The sequence below is a fragment of the Chryseobacterium sp. RU33C genome (genome assembly GCF_900156015.1).
GTDB lineage: Bacteria > Bacteroidota > Bacteroidia > Flavobacteriales > Weeksellaceae > Chryseobacterium > Chryseobacterium candidae.
The window spans coordinates 237,290-257,997 of the sequence record NZ_FTMT01000002.1 but is presented as its reverse complement, the minus strand read 5'-3'; the positions used below and the strand labels follow the sequence as shown (position 1 = coordinate 257,997).

The window sequence follows — 20,708 nt, the reverse complement described above, 5'->3', positions numbered from 1 at the left end:
TATACCTTATAGGTTTTCATAACCTATAAGGTTTTTATGTTTAACTATCTAATTCTATTCTGTATTAAAGTTCCTGGTCTGCTTTCTTCAAAACAGTAATCAATTCTTTTAATTCATCCTTATTGAATTCCAGTAAGTTCTGATTAAAATGGTTGCCCGGAGTTTTTATATAATTTACCCACGATGAAATCTTTTCCCGGTAAACACTTCCAAACTCTATATTACTCATCGTAACAAACTTATATTTGGTTTCCTGATTTGCTTTTTCATTTTCTTTCTGTTCCACAGTCTGAAGCGCCTGGATCAGCTTTCCCAGTTCAATTTTATCAACCGTTAAGGTTTTCTTGGAAATTTCATCAAAGGTTTCATATTCATACATAATGCCCAGCACAGATTCCGATGAATTATCAGATCCGTCTCTGGTTACAATTTTTTGAATATTCAGATTTTTAAACTTGCCTAAATTGCTGATTTTTTTCTCAATTAATGTCCCTTTTCTTGAATTGATGGTAAGTCCGCGGGATGTGGTATTTGATCTTTGAATAGTAGGTGGAGGTGTTATCTGTGCCGTCGCCCACATACATGATACACAGGAAATCAAAATAATGATTCTTTTCATTTGTAAAAATTGTTATTAGTTTTAAAATATTAATTTACTACTTCTTAATAAGTTTTTTTGTAAAAACTTTTCCATTTTCAAAAATTGCTTTCGCAAAATAAACTCCTTTAGAAAGTTCGGAAACGTCGGAATTATTTTTATTTATCGTTTTTAATAGCCTTCCGTCAACAGAATAGATCTCTATTTTATTAATTTTTTCTTTTGACTGATACACCAAATCTTGTTTTACAGGACTTTCAAAAGTAAATTCAGTATTATTTTTTACAGTTTCTGCTGTCGGTAATGTAGCTGTACCGTTTAAAAGATATTTCACAATTTCTTTTGTTGGCCCATCTCCATAAACAATTACATTATTATCAAAAACTTTGATTGCGTGAATAAAGTGATAGAGTAAATTGGAATCATTTTCTACATATTCTCCAAATACCGTATCAATAGCTCCGTTTTGATTAAGTTTAGAGAGATAATAAGCAGGTGCATTATTAAGATCAGCATAGCCGGCTATATAGTAAGAATTGTTTTTTTCATAGATATCCCAAAATTCAAGACCAAGAGTACCGGTGTAGCTGAATGTGGTATCGGGCGTCCCATCAGCATTCAGTCTTCCTATCGTAGCGGGCGTTAAGGATCCAAGTTGTGCATATATAATTCTATTAGCTGAATCTGCTTTTATAACATTTACATTTACCCCATTAAACAAGGCTGTCCCATTATTACCAAAACCAGTCATGAGCTGTCCGTCAGAAGTATACTTTTTTATTGTATTGTGTTCTAAAATGATAATATTGGACTGTTTATCTAAAATAATGCGGGGAATTCCGTAAGTGGATAATTCTCCATTATCCCCAAAACTGTTATCTGGTGTACCATCAGAATTTAATCTGAATGTATGAGTGTACCCATCAAAAAATCCATTAGTATCTATTCCGGTTCCCGAAACAATAATTTTGTTTCCTTGTTCTATAAGATTATTCTTTATATTGAAATTGTCCTGATTGAAATTGGCTAATGATTTTATTCCTCCATTGGAAAACGAAGGATCCAATTGCCCATTGGCAAGCAATCGAACTACATCTAAATAATTGATATTATTTACAGAGTCATATCGTTTTAACAGTAGGGTTAATGTATTATTGCTGTGCCTTATAAATCCCACTAAAGCGTCCGATGTGTAATTCAATGCAGTTTTACCATTGGTCCCAAAAGTTAAATCCGGAGAGCCATTGTAACTTGTCGCTTTAGAGATAAGTAACTGATTACTATTGGAGTCAAAGGATTCGTAAAATACGGCATTGGTTGTTTCTGTTAATTCTCCTAAATAAGAGATTCCCGTTTGAAGGTTGTAAATTCCGTTTGAAGCAAACGTAGGATCTTTGGAAATGATTTGTGCAAAAGAAGCCTGTGCTGCAAGAGTAAGCACAAATAATAATTGTTTTTTCATTGGTTTGTTTTTTTTTTAAATTGAGGTTATATTATATAACCCCTATATAAATCTATTTTTAGGCAGTGTTTCCAAATGTAGGATAAAATTCTAGAAGAGGAAAGAAATACTCAATGGCATCGAAAACCTTCGATGAATTTATCCAAAATGGTTTTAACCCAATCCATTTCCCCATGAATGAAGTTCGGAAAGAATAGGTCCCAGCTTTTGCCCTTTCTCCGTTAATTTATAATATACTTCAGGCGGAAAATTATAAACTTCAATCCGTTCAATAATACGATCTTCTTCCAGCTGCTTCAGCTGCTCTGCAAGTACTTTCTTGGAAACCCGGGGCATATTTCGCCAAAGTTCCACAAAACGCACCTGATCTTCTTCAAAAAGATTATGCAGAATTAAAGGTTTCCATTTACCTGAAAGGATATTCAGGCTTCTTCTTAATCCACAGTTTTTAAATTCTTCAAAATTCATATACCTGAATATTTATGGTTAACCTTTTGGTAACCTTCGATTGTTTGACCTTCATTAGTCAATAAATTTGTTCAACAAAAATACTCAAAATGAAATTACAATTATGGCGCAATGCAACATTGCTACTGAATATTGACGGAATTTCCATACTGGTAGATCCGATGCTCGGAGAAAAAGGGTCTATGGGAAAAATGCCTATGACAGAAAGTGAACTACTGAATCCTCTTGTAGATCTGCCTTTCAGTAGAGAAGAATTAAAGAAAAAATTAGAAGGAATAGATGCTGTAGCGGTAACCCATATTCATCCGGATCATTGGGATGCTGACGCAGTAGAACTTCTCGATAAAAATATTCCGGTGATCTGTTCAGAGGTTATTGCTGATCATATTGCAGAACAGGGATTTACTAATATTTTAATTGTAAATGATCATCTTCAATGGAAAAACATTGAAATTTCTACCACCAAAGGCCAGCACGGTACCGGAGAAATTGGAGAAAAAATGGGAATAGTAAACGGTTTCGTTTTTAAAAAAGACAATCAGTCAGTCTATATTGCAGGTGATACAATCTGGTATGATGAAGTTGCTGCAGAAATTGCTCAACACAAGCCAAAGCACATCATTGTTGCAGGAGGTGCTGCCACCTTCTCTGTGGGAGATCCTATTATTATGACCAGCGAAGACATCGCAAAAGTATGTGAATACGCACCGGAATCTACTGTTTGGGTAACTCATCTGGAAGCAGTAAGCCATTGTAAGGAAGACAGGAATTTTATCCAGAAAAAAATAATCGAAAAAGGACTTGGAAACCAATGTTTACTATTGAAAGACGGAGAAGAGGTAATCCTGAAATAAGTATGAAATAAATAACAGGAGTTATGGCTTATTTTTTGAATATTCCGTGGTAAATAATTTATATGCTGTCCACTTTTCTCTTAAATTTTGACTGGAAAGAATTATTATTGGGACATGAAGAATGGTCTTTTCTTTTAGAGATCATTCTTCGTACCATAATTATGTTTCTGACTATTATCATCGGACTTAGAATTTTAGGAAAAAGAGGAGTAAAACAGCTCTCAATATTTGAATTGGTAGTCATTATCGGCCTGGGATCAGCAGCAGGAGATCCTATGTTTAATAAGGATGTCGGAATTATTTCATCCCTTATTGTTTTTATTGTTATTATTCTCCTGTATTCTATTGTGACCCATTTTATCGGAAAAAGTAAAAAATTTGAAAATCTGGTTGAAGGACAATCCATCTGCCTGATAGAAAACGGTGAATTTTCAATTAAAAACTTTCAAAAAGAAAATCTAGGGAGTGACGAATTCTTCGCAGAATTAAGGCTAAAAGGAGTTTCGCAGCTTGGCCAGATTGAGATGGCTATAGAAGAAATTTCAGGAGAGATCAGTGTATTCTTTTTTGAAGATAAATCTGTAAAATACGGTCTTCCTATTTTACCAGGCTCATTAAATAATCCGTTACATTATATTCATGAGGAAAGACATTACTCCTGTATATTCTGTGGATATACAGAGCATAAAAAAGCGGGTAATGCAGGAAGCTGCCCAAACTGCCAAAAAGAAGAATGGGTAGCGTCCAGCAATAAAAGACGTGTAACCTGACCTTTGATTTTCCTAATCCTCAACATATTTATTTCTTGCCGCCTTCATTCCAAAATACAGCATCAGCAATACAGCAAAGCTTAATAAATAGAATGAACTGTTCCAGGAAATGTCCCAATCATGCAGTTTTCCAAACAACGGAGGTCCGAATGCAGCAATCAGATATCCTACGGACTGTGCCATACCTGATATTTTAACCGCATTGATACTGCTTTTTGTTCTTGCAGAAAAGAACAGAATCGACAAGCTGAAAGACAATCCGTTGGAAATCCCTATAATCACAGCATTCACATAGATCCACTGAGACTTCAGAAAGACAAACATCATTGTACTTCCGAACATCAGAGCACATATAAAAAGAATCATAAACCTCTGGTCCTTCATTTTACTGGCAATAATAGGGCAGCAGAATGTTACCGGAATCATGGTAATCTGGATCACAAAGAACACCCAGCCGGAGCTTTCTCCCTGCATATGAAAATCAGCAAGAAATGAAGGCAGCCAGGCTACCAGGCAATAATAAAACAAAGACTGCAGTCCCATAAAAATACTGATATTCCACGCCTGGGCAGATTTGAACATATTAAAATCTGAAGTACTGATTGCCGTCTTAGGCTGAACCGGATTTCTTTTATTGAATATGAGTTCCAGTGATAAAACCAGGAAGCCCAATGCGGCAATCACAAGCCATATTCCCAGAGATCCTTTCCATCCAAAGCCCGTCAATTCTCCTATTTTCACACTGAAACCGGAAGCCAGTGCTGCTGTAAGATTCATAGATACTGCAAAAATTCCTGTCATAAGGCCAATCTGCTTCGGAAAATTATTCTTAACATATCCCGGAGTGACTACATTTCCGATACATATTCCTAAACCGATAAATATAGAACCTAAAAACAAAAGCCATAGAGAACCACTGATTCGTAAAAATAACCCGAAGCTTAAAATAATCAGTGAATACATCAAAAGTTTACTGATTCCGAATTTATTGGAGAATCTGCTTACCAGTACAGAACAGGCAGCAAACATAAACAGTGGAATAGAAGTAAGCAGGCTCACCTGAAAATTATCCATTTTTAAAGCATCTCTTACCTCTCCCAATACAGGGGCAACGGCCACAATCGGTGAGCGGAGATTGCTGGAAATGAGTATAACAACCAGAACATTAATGATTAATAAAACATACGAAGCATTCTTTTTTACTTCATTCTTCATCATAATAAAAACTTTTGTACAAAATTAACGCAGTAATTTTGTTTAATTTTGCCAAAGTTTTAACCTGAAACGACATGAACGCCAGCGACAGTATAAATATAGATGAACTAAATAAGCCTTATTTTGTATGGTTTGAGGAAAACTGGATTCATGATAACGTTCTTCATCATCATCAAAAAGGTCAGCTCGTATATGTAGAAAGTGGTTTTCAGTATATTACTATCGAAGAAAAAATCTATCTGCTTCCCCAGAATCATGCGGTATGGATTCCTCCAAATGCTGTCCATAAAACCAATTCCCATTCTGCAAAAATCAAACTGATGATCATGTTTGCAGAAGTTGGCGCCCAAGAATCCTTCTATCATGAAGTGAATGTATTTTCTGTTCCTCCTGTTTTAAAGGAAATGATAAAATATTCGGAGAAGTGGTCTAAGCTAATGATTCGGGATCATAATGAGAGCCTATTCCTGAAAGCGCTTTTCAACGAACTTCCGAGGTTTGCAGAACATTCCCTGACTTTTCATATCAGCCTCCCGAAAGACAAACGTCTTGACAAAGTCATAGAATATTTGCACAATCATTATCACAGAGAGATCAAAATGGAAGATCTCAGTGATATGGCTCTTTTATCTTTCCGTACACTGGAACGTATTTTCAAAAAAGAAACTGGTCTTACCCTAAGCAAATATCAGCAAATGCTTCGTATTATTAAGAGTCTGGAATACTTGAGTTCCGGAAATCTTACCATTTCAGAAACAGCGTATGAGGTAGGGTATAAGAGTGTTCAGGCCTATACCCGAAGTTTTCAGGCTGTGATGCAGCTCAGGCCAACTGATTTTATTAAAACCATCCAATAAGTTTTAAACCACATATAAAGCCGGTAAAATTTATCAAAAAAGAGAGTTATTAATATACAATAACTTTAGACATTCCTTTATATAAAAGCAATTAGAAAGATTAAAGAACATAATATTTCACATTTTTTACATTTTTCCACTTCAGTAGCGAATATTCAATTATGATATTATTGAAAACAAAAAGGTCTCCACGAATGGAGACCTTAAAAAAACACAAATGATGAAAAAAAATTATTTCGATTCACAAATATAAGCAAAAATCACTTTATACAAAACACTATAAGCTTATTTTTTTTAAAAATTACTTATTTTTAAGTAAAATAATTATTTATTAAATGTTGTTTGTTTTCTTTAAGATTCCGGAATTACCAGCACGAAAATACCTCATGTTAAATATAATTCGCCATCTGAGGAATTGTACGTATGTTTTTAAGTAAAAATAAATAAATAGCGAAAAGTGAATTATTATAAAAATAAGACTCTGCTAAGCCAATAATATTCAAACATATGTTTAATTTTTATATGATCTCGCCTATAAAATTCTCAAAAAATTAATATCTGAGCCTTTCTGGGAAAAATTTAAACATTATATTTGCATCCATGTTAAAATGGTTCTCCATATTATGCTCAATGATGTATGTACTGGCTACCACCAATGCGGGGGAAGTACTGAAAGTGCCTATGTTTGTTGAACATTTCATGGAATACCACGGAAGCTTTTCAGAATTTGTAATGGAGCATTATGATAACCACAAACAGGATTCAGACTGGGATACCGATCAGAAACTGCCTTTTATCAATCCGCCTATCGTACTCACTGTACATGCCCAGCTTCCGGAGCTTTCATTCGAAATAAAAAAACCTAAGGAAATTACTGTTTCAGAGAAAAGCAGTATCTACAAAGAAAAAGATTTCTCCCAACAATATCTTTCTCAGATTTTTCAGCCTCCACGGCTTTCTTAATCAACTTCACATTGAAAATTAATGCTTTATGTTTTTTACTTAAAGTATTTAATTCTTGTTACATATCCATTAATTCGTAATGCAATGTACTGGTGTTTAGACCTTAACTCAAGAAATTACAAAAACTTTATTTTGGACACTTAAGTTATGGAGAGGTCTCAGCTCCTGTATGGTCTTACGGATTACAATTAATAATTTTTCCATGTTAAATAAAATTATTGAGTTTTCTGTAAAGAATAAACTCATCATTGCTCTTTTTACAGGGGCACTCATCCTTTTTGGAGTCTATGAAACCACCAAACTTCCTATTGATGCCCAGCCGGACATCACCAATAATCAGGTTCAGATCATTACCACAGCTCCTTCTTATGGTGCAGCAGATATAGAACGTCTTGTTACATTTCCTATTGAACAGGCCACCAGTAATATCAGCGGAATTACGGAGCTTAGAAGTTTTTCACGTTTCGGACTTTCATTAGTGACTGTAGTTTTTGATGACAAGACTGATGTGTATTGGGCGCGTCAACAGGTTCAGGAAAGACTGCAGCTTGTTCAGGACAATATTCCGGACGGAATCGGCAAACCGGAATTAGGGCCTATTTCAACAGGATTGGGAGAGATTTTCCAATATGTGGTAAGGGCTAAAAAAGGATATGAAAATGTATACGATGAAACCGAACTGAGGACTATCCAGGACTGGGTGGTGAGAAGACAGCTCCTTGGTACTAAAGGTGTGGCGGATGTCAGCAGTTTCGGAGGAAAACTGAAACAGTATGAAATTGCCATTAATCCTAATCAATTGCAGGCCTTTAATATCAATATCAATGATGTTTTTGCGGCTCTGGAAAAGAATAATCAGAATACCGGAGGCGCTTATATTGAAAAGAAAGAAACCGTTCTGTTTATCCGTAGCGAAGGACTTTTGGGAACTACAGAAGATATTGGAAGCATTCAGGTTTCAGAAACAAAAGAAGGCATTCCTGTTCATATTAAAGATGTAGCCTCTGTAAAATTAGGGTATGCGACAAGGTATGGCGCTATGACTTACAATGATACCGGAGAAGTATCCGGAGCTATTGTTCTGATGCTGAAAGGAGAGAATGCTAATGTAGTGATTGGAAATATTAAACAAAGACTGGAAAAAATCCAGGAGTCCTTACCGGAAGGAGTTGTGATAGAGCCATTCCTTGACCGGGCTAAAATGGTTAATAATACGATCAGCACAGTAAAAACAAACCTGATGGAAGGGGCTTTGATTGTGGTTTTCATTCTGGTTTTATTTTTAGGAAATTTCAGAGCGGGATTACTAGTTGCTTCCGTCATTCCTTTGGCTATGCTTTTCGCCATTATCATGATGAATATTTTTGGTGTAGGAGGAAATCTGATGAGCCTTGGAGCGCTGGATTTCGGTTTAATTGTAGATGGAGCCGTCATTATTGTGGAAGCTGTTCTTCATCAGCTTGCCCATAAAAAGCATTTCGGAAAAGACAATATGCTCAGCAAAAAAGAAATGGATGATCAGGTTTCCAACTCTGCGACCAAAATGGTTAACAGTGCGGTTTTCGGGCAGATCATTATCTTAATTGTATATCTTCCGATTTTTACGCTTCAGGGAATTGAAGGAAAGATGTTCAAGCCTATGGCTCAAACCGTTGCCTTTGCCCTGATTGGCGCATTTATTCTTTCCCTGACTTATATTCCAATGATGAGCTCTCTGGTATTAAGCAGAAAGAAAAAAGAGAAAGAAAATATTTCAGACCGTGTGATGGGTAAAGTGGAAACCGGTCACCAAAAACTTCTGATAAAGGCCCTTAAATTTAGAAAAACAATAATCATTGGTGTGTTGATTCTGTTTGCAGGTGCTGTTTTTACCCTTTCCAGAATGGGTGGAGAATTTATACCATCGTTGGAGGAAGGCGATTTTGCCGTTGAAATGAGGATTCTCCAGGGAAGTAATATCAATGAAACCAAAAAAGCTACCACTCAGGCTGCAAACATCCTGTTAACAAACTTTCCTGAAGTAGAAAAAGTGGTCATGAAAATTGGGAGTGCAGAAATTCCCACAGAACCTATGCCCATGGATTCCGGAGATATGATAGTCGTTTTAAAGCCCAAAAAGAAATGGACTTCTGCAACCTCATTTCCTGAACTTTCTGATAAGATGAGTAAAGCATTAAGCGTTATCCCTGGACTGACAACCAGTTTTCAGTTTCCGGTTCAAATGCGTTTCAATGAGCTGATGACCGGAGCAAGACAGGATGTAGTGTGCAAGATTTACGGTGAAGATCTGGACAGCCTTGCCACCTATGCCAAAAAGATGGGAAGCATTATCAATACCGTAAAAGGTGCTCAGGATCTATATATCGAGCCGGTAGTAGGCGCTCCACAGGTTGTGATAGATTATAACCGCTCAGAACTTTCCCGATACAATATTTCAGTGGCGGATATCAACAGGGTGATTAATATGGCTTTTGCCGGACAAACTGCAGGCGCTTTATATGAAGGCGAAAAAAAGTTTGATATCGTTGTCCGAATGGATAACGAACATAAAAAAGATATTACGAGTATCCAAAATCTTCTGGTTCCTACGGCTTCAGGAGAACAGATTTCATTGTCGCAATTGGCTAAAGTGGAACTTAAAAACAGTCCGAATCAGATTCAGAGGGAGGATACCAAAAGAAGGATTATTGTAGGTTTTAATGTGAGAGGAAGAGATGTTCAGAGTATTGTGGAAGAGCTTCAGCAAAAGGCAGGCAAAAACCTGAAATTATCTTCTGGATATAGTATTTCTTATGGAGGTGCTTTTGAAAATTTAAATGAAGCTAAATCCAGATTAGGTATAGCAGTTCCTATTTCGTTAGTGATGATTTTCCTGCTTTTATTCTTTGCTTTCGGTTCTGTAAAACACAGTCTGCTGATCTATACAGCCATTCCTTTATCTGCGATAGGAGGTGTCTATTTTCTGGCGTTGAGAGGAATGCCTTTCAGCATTAGCGCAGGCGTAGGATTTATTGCATTATTTGGAGTTGCCGTACTTAATGGAATTGTTTTGATATCAGAATTTAACCGATTGAAAAAGAACGGAATAAATAATACAAACAGAATTGTACTCATAGGCACAAAAATAAGACTCCGTCCGGTTTTAATGACAGCTTTTGTGGCATCTCTGGGATTTCTTCCCATGGCAATCAGCAATGGTGCAGGAGCTGAAGTGCAGAGGCCTCTGGCAACTGTAGTCATCGGAGGGCTTATGCTTGCAACGCTTTTAACGCTTTTTGTCCTTCCAATTTTATACGTCCTGTTTGAACATATTAATAAAGATAAAATGAAATTCTCAAAAAAACTCAATTATAAAAAACTGTCTGTTTTCTTGCTGTTATTGTCCTTCGGAACTTATAAGACTCAGGAAAACATTACTTATGATCAGGCTCTGGAAAAAGCATACCAGCAGAACGGTACTCTTAAAAATTCGAAATTAATATCAGATTATCAGGAAAAGCTGAAGGCCAGCTATCTGAACATTCCCCAGACGGAAATTACGGGGGGATTTGGACAAATTCAGGGCGAGGAAACAGACAATTCATTCGCAATCTCTCAAAGATTCAGTTTTCCAACGGTATATTCAAGAAGAAAACAAATGCTGGATGCTGAATGGTCTGCCAGTGTCGTCAATCAGAATCTGACCAAAACACAGCTTACCAAAGAAGTAACTGACGTTTTCTACAGGATACTTGTGCTTCAGGAGAAGAAAAAAGTGCTGGAATACATCAGCCAGCTGTATAATAATTTTGCAGACAAAGCCGGATTAAGATTAAAAAAAGGAGAAGCCAATATTCTGGAGGAGTCCACTGCTGAAATTCAGAAAGAACAGATAAAAGTACAGTTGAATACTCTTGAAAATGATTTGAATATCGTAAAAATTCAGCTTCAATTATTACTACAATCTACAATTCCATATCAACCTGTTGCAGAGAAGCCTATAATTAATATTGGGCTTCAGATTTCAGAAGAAATGGTACAACAGCATCCTGAACTTCAATATCTGCAGCAACAGATCAAAGTAAGCGAGGCAGAAGTACAGCTGGAGAAAAGCAGACTGCTTCCTGATCTTCTCATAGGATATACCAATCAGAGTATGAAAAACATCAATAACAATCGTTTCAATTCGGTTCAGGTGGGAGTTGGAATTCCATTGTTTACAAAAGGACAGAGAGCTTTGGCAAAGGCAGCACAGGCTAAGATTGCCATCTCCGAAAATCAGTATGAGAGAAAAGAAATTGAACTTAAAAACAGATTGAATCAACAGTTGGGTAATTATATGAACCAACAGCAGATCATTCAAAATTATGAACAAAAACAGCTTCCCAAATCTGAAATCATTCTAAAAACAGCTCAGAAACAGATGGAAGTGGGAGAAATAGATTATCTGGACTGGGTAATACTGGTGAATCAGGCCGTAAAAACCAAAGCAGACTATATTGATCAGCTGGAAAAGCTTAATCAGATCGGAGCCGAACTTCAATTCTTAATTTCAAAATAATACCATCATGCATTTCAGGAATATATCACTATACAGCCTTGCTTTCATCCTAACTTTATCTTCATGTTCAGGAAAAAAAGAGGAAGAAAAAACGGTTTATGAAAACACAAAATTTTCTAAGAATGACAAAAATTCCGTTCATCTTATAGAAAAACAGATTCAGGCTGTAGGGCTTACAACAACTACAATTCAGAACAGGAATATGGAAAAACTGGTGAGACTGAACGGAAAGACAGACATTGCACCGTCTCATATCAGTTCAGTTTCCAGCATTATGGGGGGACACATCAAGTCGATCAATGTAATTAATGGAAGTCATTTCAACAAAGGGCAGGTGCTTGCTGTGGTGGAAGATCCGCAGTTTATACAGCTGCAGCAGGATTATCTGGTAACAAAAGCACAACTTGAAGCGGCAAGACTGAATTATAACCGCCAGAAAGACCTTAATACGAGCAAAGCCAGCAGTGACAAGACCCTACAGACTGCCCAGGCAGATTATTCAACTTTGAATGCCACTTTAAAAGGGCTTGAGGAAAAGCTGAAAATCATCAGAATCAATGCCAAAGGTCTGAGTGCCGGGAATATCAGAAGTAAAATCAATGTTTATGCTCCGTTCACGGGTTTTGTAAGCAAAATTCTTGTGAATAACGGGCAGTATATAAACCCTGCAGATACTTTATTTGAACTGATCAATCCGGCGGGATTACTTTTAGAATTAAAGGTTTTTGAAAATGATGTGAATGTTGTAAAAGTGGGCCAGGAAATTTTAGTATACAACAATCAGAATCCGGATGTGAAATCAAATGCTAAAATTGTCAGTGTTGTTCCTAGTATTGAAAATGGAGGCTCTGCGACGGCAATTGCCAGATTATCCTCTGTGAATACAGAATTTGTAAAAGGAATGTATGTAAATGCTGAAGTGAATATCAGCAGCCATTATACAATGGGACTTCCTAATGAAGCCGTAGTTTCTTTTGAAAATAAAAATTATGTTTTTGAAGACCTTGGAAAATCCAATTACAGAATGATTCCTGTAATGACCGGAATTTCTGATGATCAGTTTACAGAAATTATAAAAGCCGATTTTTTAAAGGATAAGAAAATTGTACAGAAAGGGGCTTACAGCCTTCTGATGATGCTTAAAAATAAAGCTGAATAGCGTTAAAACATCATTGTAAAATAAAAAGATCAGTCAATCACTGATCTTTTTTTATTTCTTTTTTGGAACTTCCCACTGTACCCCTAGTTTTCTGAAAAAATCTTCAAGATTGATCCAGTCCTGGTAACTGTGTAAAAATTCTTCTCTATTAACGGGTAGATTTTTACTGTGGCCGTACTGTTTACATCCAAAACATAACTCAATATTTTTCCATTGATTTTCTTTATAAATGAACAAAGTATTGTGCGGTTCAAAACATAAAGCTCCATCCCAGGCTTTTACAATTTTCTGCCGTTTTATGATGTCTATTAATTCCTGTCTGGATTCAGGAGTTAGTACTACTTTATTTATGATGATTTCATGGTTGGGAACACCATTTTTCAGTAAGTCTCTGTAAATTGTTTTACTCTTGCCAGGCGTTTCAATATCAAGTCTGAGATCTTCATGACTGGTAATAAGAATCGTTTCTGCCTCTTTTAAGTAGTGAATAAGCTCTTCATTGACATTTTGGGAAAAAATCCATATAGAGCTAAAAAATAAGCTTAATGTATATATTTTATTTGTTATCATTTAAGTTTTCTTTTGTATCTGTCATAAATAAGACCAACAACAGCATATATCAAACTGGTATAGGCTGCTTTTTCAAAAATATAAAACCCAAATTGTCCATCAAGTTTATCTACTTTCATTGCTTCAAACTGGACAAGTAAATCACTGCCAAAAATAAATATTGAAGCCATGAAAACCAAAAGAATAATACATGAAAAAATCTCATTTTTAATTTTTCTGAGGGAAAATATGGTTATCGTTTAACTAATAAATGTAGTAAAAAAATCTATAGCTGATGTGGTAGTCATACAATTAATGGTGTCTCAGTAACAATTTCACAGGAATCGATTTAAAAGAATGATATTTGACATGTTTTTCACAATATAAAATATTATTTAATGCATAATTCATTTTAAAATAATATTTTTAAGCAGTGAATAGTTGTAAAGGATTTTTAGATGAATAATAAAAAATTTTATCAGAACTTTATGACACAAAAACCTTTGCACAATTTCCATATTCCGGTAATGGGACTGGCTTACACAATAGACAGTCCTATTCGTGTTGCCCAGTATGGAATTTCTTCTGTGATCTCCATCATTGATGATGAAATCCTGGAAAAAATGAAGAACTTTTACAATAAAAAGTTCAATCTTGACTATTTCGGGATCTCTACAAAAACAGAAGATTACAGAGCCAGAAGAGTTACGGCTTATCTGGATATGGTGGATGATATCGTGAATGAAAAATTTGAATCTTTCAAACACGAGATCAGCAAAAATAAAGAGGCTTTGAAAGACTTCATAGCTATGCTTCCAAATACTTCAGATCTAAAAAACAGCCTTCAAAACCTGATCAATCAAAAAGATGAATGGAGTTCCAATATCAAAAACTTCATTGAATCCAACTTAAAACCGGGAAGTATTGATGTCAATATCATGACGAAAGTGGATAAAGACAATTATCAAAACAATGAACAGCTTCCAGTGATGTATAACGATGCTCATGCTTCACTGCGTGGATTCGCCAAAAGTAAATTATCATCATCAATGGTTCTTTCCGCAGGCATGAATCCCCGCTTATACAGCTATATGGAAGAATTTGAAGATTTTTTTCCGGACGAAAACGGAAACATCAAAAAGAAAATCATCCTGAAAGTAAGCGATTTCCGTTCTGCAATGATTCAGGGAAACTTTCTGGCTAAAAAAGGATTGTGGGTTTCAGAATACAGAATAGAATCCGGATTAAATTGTGGCGGCCATGCTTTTGCTACCGAAGGAATGCTTCTCGGGCCTATTATGGAAGAATTCAAGCAGAAAAAAAATGATCTGATACAATCTGCCCATGCCTTAATGACAGCTGCTTTAGAACAAAAAGGAAAACCCACAGTTTCTGAGCCATTAGAAATGAAAATTACGGTTCAGGGTGGAGTAGGAACTGCCGAAGAACACGAGTTTTTATTGGCGAATTATCATGTAGACAGCGTAGGATGGGGTTCACCGTTTTTGCTGGTACCCGAAGCAACATCGGTAGATACAGAAACCCGAAATTTACTTTTACAATCAAAAGAACAGGATTTTTATCTGAGCAATATTTCGCCATTAGGAGTGCCTTTCAATACGGTAAAAGGAACATCCAATGAACGATTAAAGTTTGAAAAAGAAGCAAAAGGGAAATATGGAAGTTCATGTCCCAAAAAACTTCTGGCATTAAGCAAAGAATTTTCTCCGGAAGGAACCTGTACCGCTTCCAGAAAGTACCAGGATATCAAACTCAAGGAACTGTACGACAATAAGGAAACCCTTACAGAAAAGGAATTTAAAAAAAAGAAATCGGAAATTACTGATAAAGCCTGCCTGTGTGTAGGACTTGTAAACGCCGCATATATGGAGCAGAACCTCGAAATTAAAGGTGAAAAACAGGGCGTTGTCATATGTCCCGGACCGAATATTGCCTTTTTTGATAAAGAAGTTTCTCTTTCGGAAATGGTAAAACATATCTACGGAAATACCAATATTCTTTCCGACAGCCAGCGTCCGAATATGTTCATTAATGAATTGAAAATGTATGTGGATTACCTGAGAAAGGAAATCACCGATTCTACTGCAGAGATTACTCATTCGCAGACAAAAAAATGGAATGCTTTCAGGAAAAATGTTCTTGAAGGGATAGAATATTATCATGAGCTTTTTACAGCATCATCATTCTTCAGAAACGGTTTATCTACGATCAACCAGCAATTGCAGGAATACAAACTACAGCTTATCGCTATTGAGATTCCTCAGGTTGAAAAATAACCGTATTTTTTAATTGATAGATAATAAAAACAGCTTTCAAATGGCTGTTTTTATTTTTTAAAATTAATAATATATGTATTTTTTCTTTGAGAAATGCAATGGTGCAAAAAATGTTTACTTTAAGGCGCAAGAAAATCAAAGACTTTTTGCAATAGACATAAAATAAACAGTATTCAATTTTATCGGAGATAAAACCTTTGCATCTTAAAGCAGTTAGCGTTTAATTTATTGGCGTCTTTGCAATTTCCAACAAACTCTTAATAACCAAAAAAAAACCAGGAAAAATCAGCATTTTCATTTATAATAGCTATAGAGAGAATGGCTATTTTGAATATTTTCAAGGTTTAATATTCCGTACCTTACGGATCACTTAGTAAAATTATTTTTATGGAAAAAAGAAAAATCAAAAACACCGATTTGTCGGTTGCGCCAATCAATTTCGGAGGAAATGTTTTTGGATGGACACTGGACGAGAAACAGTCTTTTGATATACTGGACCGCTTTACTGAAGCCGGATTCAACTTTATAGATACTGCAGATACGTATTCATGGTGGGTGAATGGAAAGGGCGGACAGTCTGAAGAGATCATCGGAAAATGGATGAAAAACAGAGCAAACCGTAATGACATCGTTTTGGCCACCAAAGTAGGTTCGGAGACGAAAGAACATGGCTATGATATCAGCAAAAAGCATATTTTGCAATCTGTAGATGAATCGCTGCAAAGACTTCAGACGGATCATATTGATCTTTATTATACGCACTTTGATGACAATACCACTCCGGTAGAAGAAACCCTGTCTGCTTATGATGAGATTATTAAGGCAGGAAAAGTACGTTATATTGCAGCTTCCAACTTATCACCGGAACGTTTGAAAGCATCATTTGAAGCTGCTGAAAAGAATAATCTTCCTAAATATGTTGCTTTACAGCCCCATTACAACTTAATGGAAAGAGAAGGTTTTGAGCAAAACTATGCCCCTCTGGCAGAGCAGTTTGATTTGAGTGTATTTCCTTATTGGTCTCTGGCAGCAGGTTTCTTAACAGGTAAATACCGTGATGAAGCAGATCTGGCAAAAAGTGCAAGAGGTGAGGGAGTAAGAAAATATTTAAATCCTAAGGGACTTGAAGTTTTAAAAGCTCTGGATCAGGTAAGTGCAAAACATAATACCACTCAGGGAACGGTTTCTCTGGCATGGCTGCTATCCAATCCATTGATCACTGCTCCAATTGTAAGTGCTACCAGTGCATCTCAGCTGGAGACCGTGTTCAATGCTCCAAAACTTGCTCTTGATCAGGAAGATATGGCTTTGTTGAATAACGCAAGCAGCTAATTTTTTCAATTTTATTATAGATTAAAATTAAATCCGTTCATTGCTGAACGGATTTTTATCGTTTGACGATGCTAACCACCCCGTCAAAAATTCAAAGAATTTTTGACACCCCTCCAGAGGATGGGAATTCAGGTTTACGGTTGTCATTTTTGCTTTTAATATTAATCAGAATATTCTTTCAGAAGCTGTCTGTAGCTCATTAATATTGAAGATTTTGAGATAAAACCAATAAAATCATTATTGTTATTCACAACCGGCAGATTCCATACACCTGTATCATCAAAAGTCTGAAGGATATCCAACGGTTTATTTTCTCTATGAAGAATTGCTGGCGGAGCTTTCATCATCTGAGCTACCGTCTGGGATGTTTCCATTTCTTTGTTAAAAAGATAAGGTCTTATATCATCTAACGTAAGGACTCCTCTAAGTTTTCTGTTTTCATCCACCACAGCGAAAATATTTTTATTACCGTTCTTTACCATTTCAAAAAGTTCACTAACAGAGGCATTTTCATTAATGGTCTGGGAATATTTATCTATAAAATCTTCCGTTCTTAGTGCGAAAAGAAGGTTTTTATCATGTTTATTCGTGAAAATCTTTCCTTCATCCGCTAAGGATTTTAATTCCGGTGAAATCGGGGAGAACCATTTGGCAATCAGATAAGATATGATGGAAGCAATCATCAGCGGGATAAACAGGTCATATCCGAAACTTGATTCAGCAATCAAAAATATTGCGGTAAGAGGAGCATATAAAACACCGCTCATGGCTCCGGCCATTCCTACCAAAACAAGATTGGTCACCGGAACATCTGTAAAACCAATATGCTGGCAAACCAATGCAAACAGATACCCCAAAGTTCCACCAGCAAAAAGAGAAGGGGCAAAATTACCTCCGTTTCCGCCGCTGAATATGGTAAATGAAGTAGCAAATGCTTTTAAAAGTAATACCAGAACCAGAAAAATGATAATCGTCCAGTCTCCGATCTCAAAATATCTGAAAAAACTGTTTTCAATAATAGAGTAGGTGTTTCCGTTGGTAAAGGCCTTTACAGTCTCATAACCTTCCCCGAATAAAGGAGGAAAAAGAACACATAGCAAAGAAAGCACAGCTCCCCCAAACATCGCTTTACGAAGTCTCGAAAGCTGAAGCCCTTTTATAAAATGCTCCACTTTTTGAGAAATAATGACAAAATAACGGGCATACAACCCTGTAACAATTCCTAAAATAAGATAATACGGAACATTTTTATAGTTAAACGGATCTCTGGTATAAAACCTGAAAAGCACGTCTTCCTGAAGCAAAATCCTCGACAAAAGACTTCCACAGACTGCAGCAACAACCAAAGGAATAAAATCCGTGAAGACCACGCCTGTTAAAAGGATTTCAAAGGCAAACATAATCCCGGCAATAGGAGCATTGAAAGCAGATGCAATCCCTGCAGTAGCACCAGCAGCCAGCAACAAAGTACGTTCTTTGTAGCTAAGTCTATAGGTTTGTGCATAATTGGAACCAATAGCAGCTCCGGTAACCGCAATAGGACTTTCTAATCCGGCAGAGCCTCCCAATCCAACGGTAACCGCACTTTGTATCACCTGAGAATACATTTTGACAGATGCCACAATACTTGAATTCTGTGCAATTTCGTATAAAATAGCTCCGATACCTTTACGATCCTGACCTTTAAATAGTGTCAGAACGATCATCGTAGTAAGAACAATTCCCAAAAATGGAAAAACAATATAAAATAATATCTGATATTCAAAATGAACTTTATTGGTAATGAAATAATGAATATTGTGTACCAGCGTTTTCAGAATAACACCTGCCAGACCAGCTGTACAGCCTACCAGAATTCCGGAAAGAACAAGAAACTGATTTCTGCTGAGCCTGTTGTTCAGCCAATGCAGGATAAGCTCATAACTGCGCGCTTTTTCCAGTCCGTATTTCTGGAAATCTCTTTTAAATTTAAGGAAGCTAAGGTACTTTTTTTTGTTGTGAATTTTCACCTTGGAAATATTTTACACTATCATCAGATTGATAAAGCAGCGTAAATTTATGAAATATATCACAAAAAACCTTCTTTTGAAACTGTTGAATTATTCTATAGATTCTATTATTGTAACTTATCTTTTAATCTAAAAGAAATTCATTCATCATATGTATTGTTTATCTTTACTTTTAGTAAGTTTTAATTTATTAAAGAGAAATGAATAAAATTCATAAATATCAGGTATTTGCTCTTTAAAAATATGGAACAAAACACCCATTGAAGATGAACCTATTGCCGCTGTAATACTGGAAAGCTTTATCTCCAGAGATCAGGAACTGAATCTCGTAGGAAAATGTGGAGATACAGTATATGCCAGCAGTCTTTTAAGTATTTATCATGTAGATTTAATGTTTCTTGATCTCCATATTCCTGTGGCCTAAGTTGCTGAACGTGATTTTATTTTTCTGAACCGTGGTAAAAAGAAGGTTAAAATTATTCTTCAGGATATTTTTTATATTAAAAGAAAACAGTTATTAAATAAAAAAAATTATTTTGAGGCAGTAAAAAAAAACAATTAAACATCTGAAAACAAAATACTTACATTAAAATACAAAATTTGTGATGTATGCGTGATGTATTTATGTTGCATTTATTTATTTGATATGTTTTGATTTTTGATGCAGATTTGTGAGCAAATAACACACGATGAAAAAAATATTATTACAGGCTTTTGTGCTTACTTTTGCATTAAGCCATTCCCAGGTGGGCATTAATCAGCCATCACCATCTGCATCACTGGATATCGTCTCAAAAGGCAATACCAATACTACAAAAGCATTAGAAATAAACAATTCCACAGGAACGGAGATGATGACAGTTCTTGATAATGGGAATGTGGGAATAAACGCACCTATCCCTACTGCGAAGCTACATACCAAAGGAAGTGTCCGTTACGAAAATCTTCCCCAATTAGCATCCGGTGTAACACCTATTGCAGTAGATGCCAATGGATATGTAGGTACCTATGTACCAGCTGTGCTTTATTCATACATTACGATCGACAACACCCAGACTACTTCAGCATTTTCTCTTTACAATAATAATATTTTCTACAGTTTGCCTTTCCAGACAACCGGTATTGACAGTAATTCACTAAATGTAACATTGGGCACTGATACATCTGCAACGCTTAACAGAATCTACGGAGGAAGTAATCCGGCAACCAATGTAATTTACATTACCATTCCTGATCCTGGCGTATATAAACTAAATTTAAAGTATTCTATTAATTGTTCTGGTGCTATATCCGGCAGTAATAATGGAAACAATTTTATAGGTGTAGTCAGCAGTATTTATCTGGCATCTGCAGGAAATACTACTTATAAAGAACAGACCAGTATACGCAACAATATATTTCCTCTACGTGACAGTACTGGTAATTTAAGCAGTCCTGGGCAATATGATTATCCCTCACAAAATAGTATGTTTTCTATTATAGCAACTACAACAGCCAATCAGAAACTTGCACTATTTACTAACTGGGGAACAGGAGATCAGTTCAACACAAATGCATGTTCTCTTTCAGGAGCTGCTGGTTTGGAAAAAAAAGCAACATTGATTATTTCTAAGTTATAACTGCAAATAAAATGGT

The 20,708-nt window shown here is 35.9% G+C and carries 15 protein-coding genes; 9 read left to right on the top strand and 6 right to left on the bottom strand.

Translation table 11 applies throughout. The features are described 5' to 3' along the window. Positions 1-64: 64 nt before the first annotated feature. The 3 genes from BW946_RS02985 to BW946_RS02975 all read right to left on the bottom strand — a co-directional run bounded on the left by BW946_RS02985 (position 65) and on the right by BW946_RS02975 (position 2,528). Entirely contained in the window at positions 65-619 is a 555-nt protein-coding gene (locus BW946_RS02985; RefSeq protein WP_139325958.1) for a hypothetical protein, read from the bottom strand. A 37-nt stretch (positions 620-656) separates the two neighbouring features. Further along, positions 657-2,060 carry a T9SS type A sorting domain-containing protein gene (locus BW946_RS02980; protein WP_076594748.1) on the bottom strand — a complete coding sequence of 468 codons (1,404 nt, stop codon included), beginning with the start codon at positions 2,058-2,060 and terminating at the stop codon, positions 657-659. 153 nt (positions 2,061-2,213) lie between these two features. Further along, a complete protein-coding gene (locus tag BW946_RS02975) occupies positions 2,214-2,528 on the bottom strand; it encodes a winged helix-turn-helix transcriptional regulator (RefSeq protein ID WP_076594747.1) in 315 nt (104 codons plus the stop codon). An 89-nt stretch (positions 2,529-2,617) separates the two neighbouring features. Here BW946_RS02975 and BW946_RS02970 point away from each other — a divergent pair, with 89 nt between their 5' ends. Beyond that, positions 2,618-3,382: an MBL fold metallo-hydrolase gene (locus tag BW946_RS02970; protein ID WP_076594746.1), complete on the top strand. Its 765-nt coding sequence runs from the start codon at positions 2,618-2,620 to the stop codon at positions 3,380-3,382. Between the two features lie 62 nt (positions 3,383-3,444). Continuing rightward, a complete protein-coding gene (locus BW946_RS02965) occupies positions 3,445-4,152 on the top strand; it encodes a DUF421 domain-containing protein (RefSeq protein ID WP_076594745.1) in 708 nt (235 codons plus the stop codon). Between the two features lie 12 nt (positions 4,153-4,164). Here the strand turns inward: BW946_RS02965 and BW946_RS02960 are convergent, their stop codons facing one another. Continuing rightward, positions 4,165-5,370, bottom strand: a complete 1,206-nt coding sequence (locus BW946_RS02960) for a CynX/NimT family MFS transporter (RefSeq protein WP_228402440.1) — start codon at positions 5,368-5,370, stop codon at positions 4,165-4,167. 71 nt (positions 5,371-5,441) lie between these two features. On the opposite strand from BW946_RS02960, the gene BW946_RS02955 reads away from it, so the two are divergent. The 4 genes from BW946_RS02955 (at position 5,442) to BW946_RS02940 (ending at position 12,886) form a co-directional block, all read left to right on the top strand. Beyond that, positions 5,442-6,224 (top strand): helix-turn-helix domain-containing protein, encoded by a 783-nt coding sequence (locus BW946_RS02955; protein ID WP_076594743.1) that lies wholly within the window; start codon positions 5,442-5,444, stop codon positions 6,222-6,224. 630 nt (positions 6,225-6,854) lie between these two features. Then, positions 6,855-7,187 carry a hypothetical protein gene (locus BW946_RS02950; RefSeq protein WP_076594742.1) on the top strand — a complete coding sequence of 111 codons (333 nt, stop codon included), beginning with the start codon at positions 6,855-6,857 and terminating at the stop codon, positions 7,185-7,187. Positions 7,188-7,389: 202 nt separating this feature from the next. Continuing rightward, positions 7,390-11,727, top strand: coding sequence for a CusA/CzcA family heavy metal efflux RND transporter (locus BW946_RS02945; RefSeq protein WP_076594741.1), 4,338 nt, complete (start codon positions 7,390-7,392; stop codon positions 11,725-11,727). 7 nt (positions 11,728-11,734) lie between these two features. Continuing rightward, positions 11,735-12,886, top strand: coding sequence for an efflux RND transporter periplasmic adaptor subunit (locus tag BW946_RS02940; RefSeq protein ID WP_076594740.1), 1,152 nt, complete (start codon positions 11,735-11,737; stop codon positions 12,884-12,886). A gap of 51 nt (positions 12,887-12,937) precedes the next feature. Here the strand turns inward: BW946_RS02940 and BW946_RS02935 are convergent, their stop codons facing one another. Beyond that, the gene (locus tag BW946_RS02935; protein ID WP_076594739.1) at positions 12,938-13,456 is read right to left on the bottom strand and encodes a hypothetical protein; all 519 of its coding nucleotides are present in this window, start codon (positions 13,454-13,456) and stop codon (positions 12,938-12,940) included. A 467-nt stretch (positions 13,457-13,923) separates the two neighbouring features. Between BW946_RS02935 and BW946_RS02930 the strand changes: the two genes are divergently transcribed. Both BW946_RS02930 and BW946_RS02925 read left to right on the top strand, forming a co-directional pair. After that, on the top strand, positions 13,924-15,732 hold the full coding sequence (locus BW946_RS02930; RefSeq protein ID WP_076594835.1) for a hypothetical protein: 1,809 nt from the start codon (positions 13,924-13,926) through the stop codon (positions 15,730-15,732). A gap of 387 nt (positions 15,733-16,119) precedes the next feature. Further along, a complete protein-coding gene (locus BW946_RS02925) occupies positions 16,120-17,064 on the top strand; it encodes an aldo/keto reductase (protein ID WP_076594738.1) in 945 nt (314 codons plus the stop codon). Between the two features lie 161 nt (positions 17,065-17,225). Here the strand turns inward: BW946_RS02925 and BW946_RS02920 are convergent, their stop codons facing one another. After that, positions 17,226-19,073: a chloride channel protein gene (locus tag BW946_RS02920; RefSeq protein ID WP_076594737.1), complete on the bottom strand. Its 1,848-nt coding sequence runs from the start codon at positions 19,071-19,073 to the stop codon at positions 17,226-17,228. A 689-nt stretch (positions 19,074-19,762) separates the two neighbouring features. Between BW946_RS02920 and BW946_RS02915 the strand changes: the two genes are divergently transcribed. Next, positions 19,763-20,692, top strand: a complete 930-nt coding sequence (locus tag BW946_RS02915; RefSeq protein WP_076594736.1) for a hypothetical protein — start codon at positions 19,763-19,765, stop codon at positions 20,690-20,692. Positions 20,693-20,708: the final 16 nt, after the last annotated feature.

Excerpts from the sequence above, each read along its gene's own strand:
- BW946_RS02985 (WP_139325958.1), bottom strand. The coding sequence starts at position 619 with ATGAAAAGAATCATTATTTTGATTTCCTGTGTATCATGTATGTGGGCG.
- BW946_RS02980 (WP_076594748.1), bottom strand. The coding sequence starts at position 2,060 with ATGAAAAAACAATTATTATTTGTGCTTACTCTTGCAGCACAGGCTTCT.
- BW946_RS02975 (WP_076594747.1), bottom strand. The coding sequence starts at position 2,528 with ATGAATTTTGAAGAATTTAAAAACTGTGGATTAAGAAGAAGCCTGAAT.
- BW946_RS02970 (WP_076594746.1), top strand. The coding sequence starts at position 2,618 with ATGAAATTACAATTATGGCGCAATGCAACATTGCTACTGAATATTGAC.
- BW946_RS02965 (WP_076594745.1), top strand. The coding sequence starts at position 3,445 with ATGCTGTCCACTTTTCTCTTAAATTTTGACTGGAAAGAATTATTATTG.
- BW946_RS02960 (WP_228402440.1), bottom strand. The coding sequence starts at position 5,370 with ATGATGAAGAATGAAGTAAAAAAGAATGCTTCGTATGTTTTATTAATC.
- BW946_RS02955 (WP_076594743.1), top strand. The coding sequence starts at position 5,442 with ATGAACGCCAGCGACAGTATAAATATAGATGAACTAAATAAGCCTTAT.
- BW946_RS02950 (WP_076594742.1), top strand. The coding sequence starts at position 6,855 with ATGATGTATGTACTGGCTACCACCAATGCGGGGGAAGTACTGAAAGTG.
- BW946_RS02945 (WP_076594741.1), top strand. The coding sequence starts at position 7,390 with ATGTTAAATAAAATTATTGAGTTTTCTGTAAAGAATAAACTCATCATT.
- BW946_RS02940 (WP_076594740.1), top strand. The coding sequence starts at position 11,735 with ATGCATTTCAGGAATATATCACTATACAGCCTTGCTTTCATCCTAACT.
- BW946_RS02935 (WP_076594739.1), bottom strand. The coding sequence starts at position 13,456 with ATGATAACAAATAAAATATATACATTAAGCTTATTTTTTAGCTCTATA.
- BW946_RS02930 (WP_076594835.1), top strand. The coding sequence starts at position 13,924 with ATGACACAAAAACCTTTGCACAATTTCCATATTCCGGTAATGGGACTG.
- BW946_RS02925 (WP_076594738.1), top strand. The coding sequence starts at position 16,120 with ATGGAAAAAAGAAAAATCAAAAACACCGATTTGTCGGTTGCGCCAATC.
- BW946_RS02915 (WP_076594736.1), top strand. The coding sequence starts at position 19,763 with ATGAAAAAAATATTATTACAGGCTTTTGTGCTTACTTTTGCATTAAGC.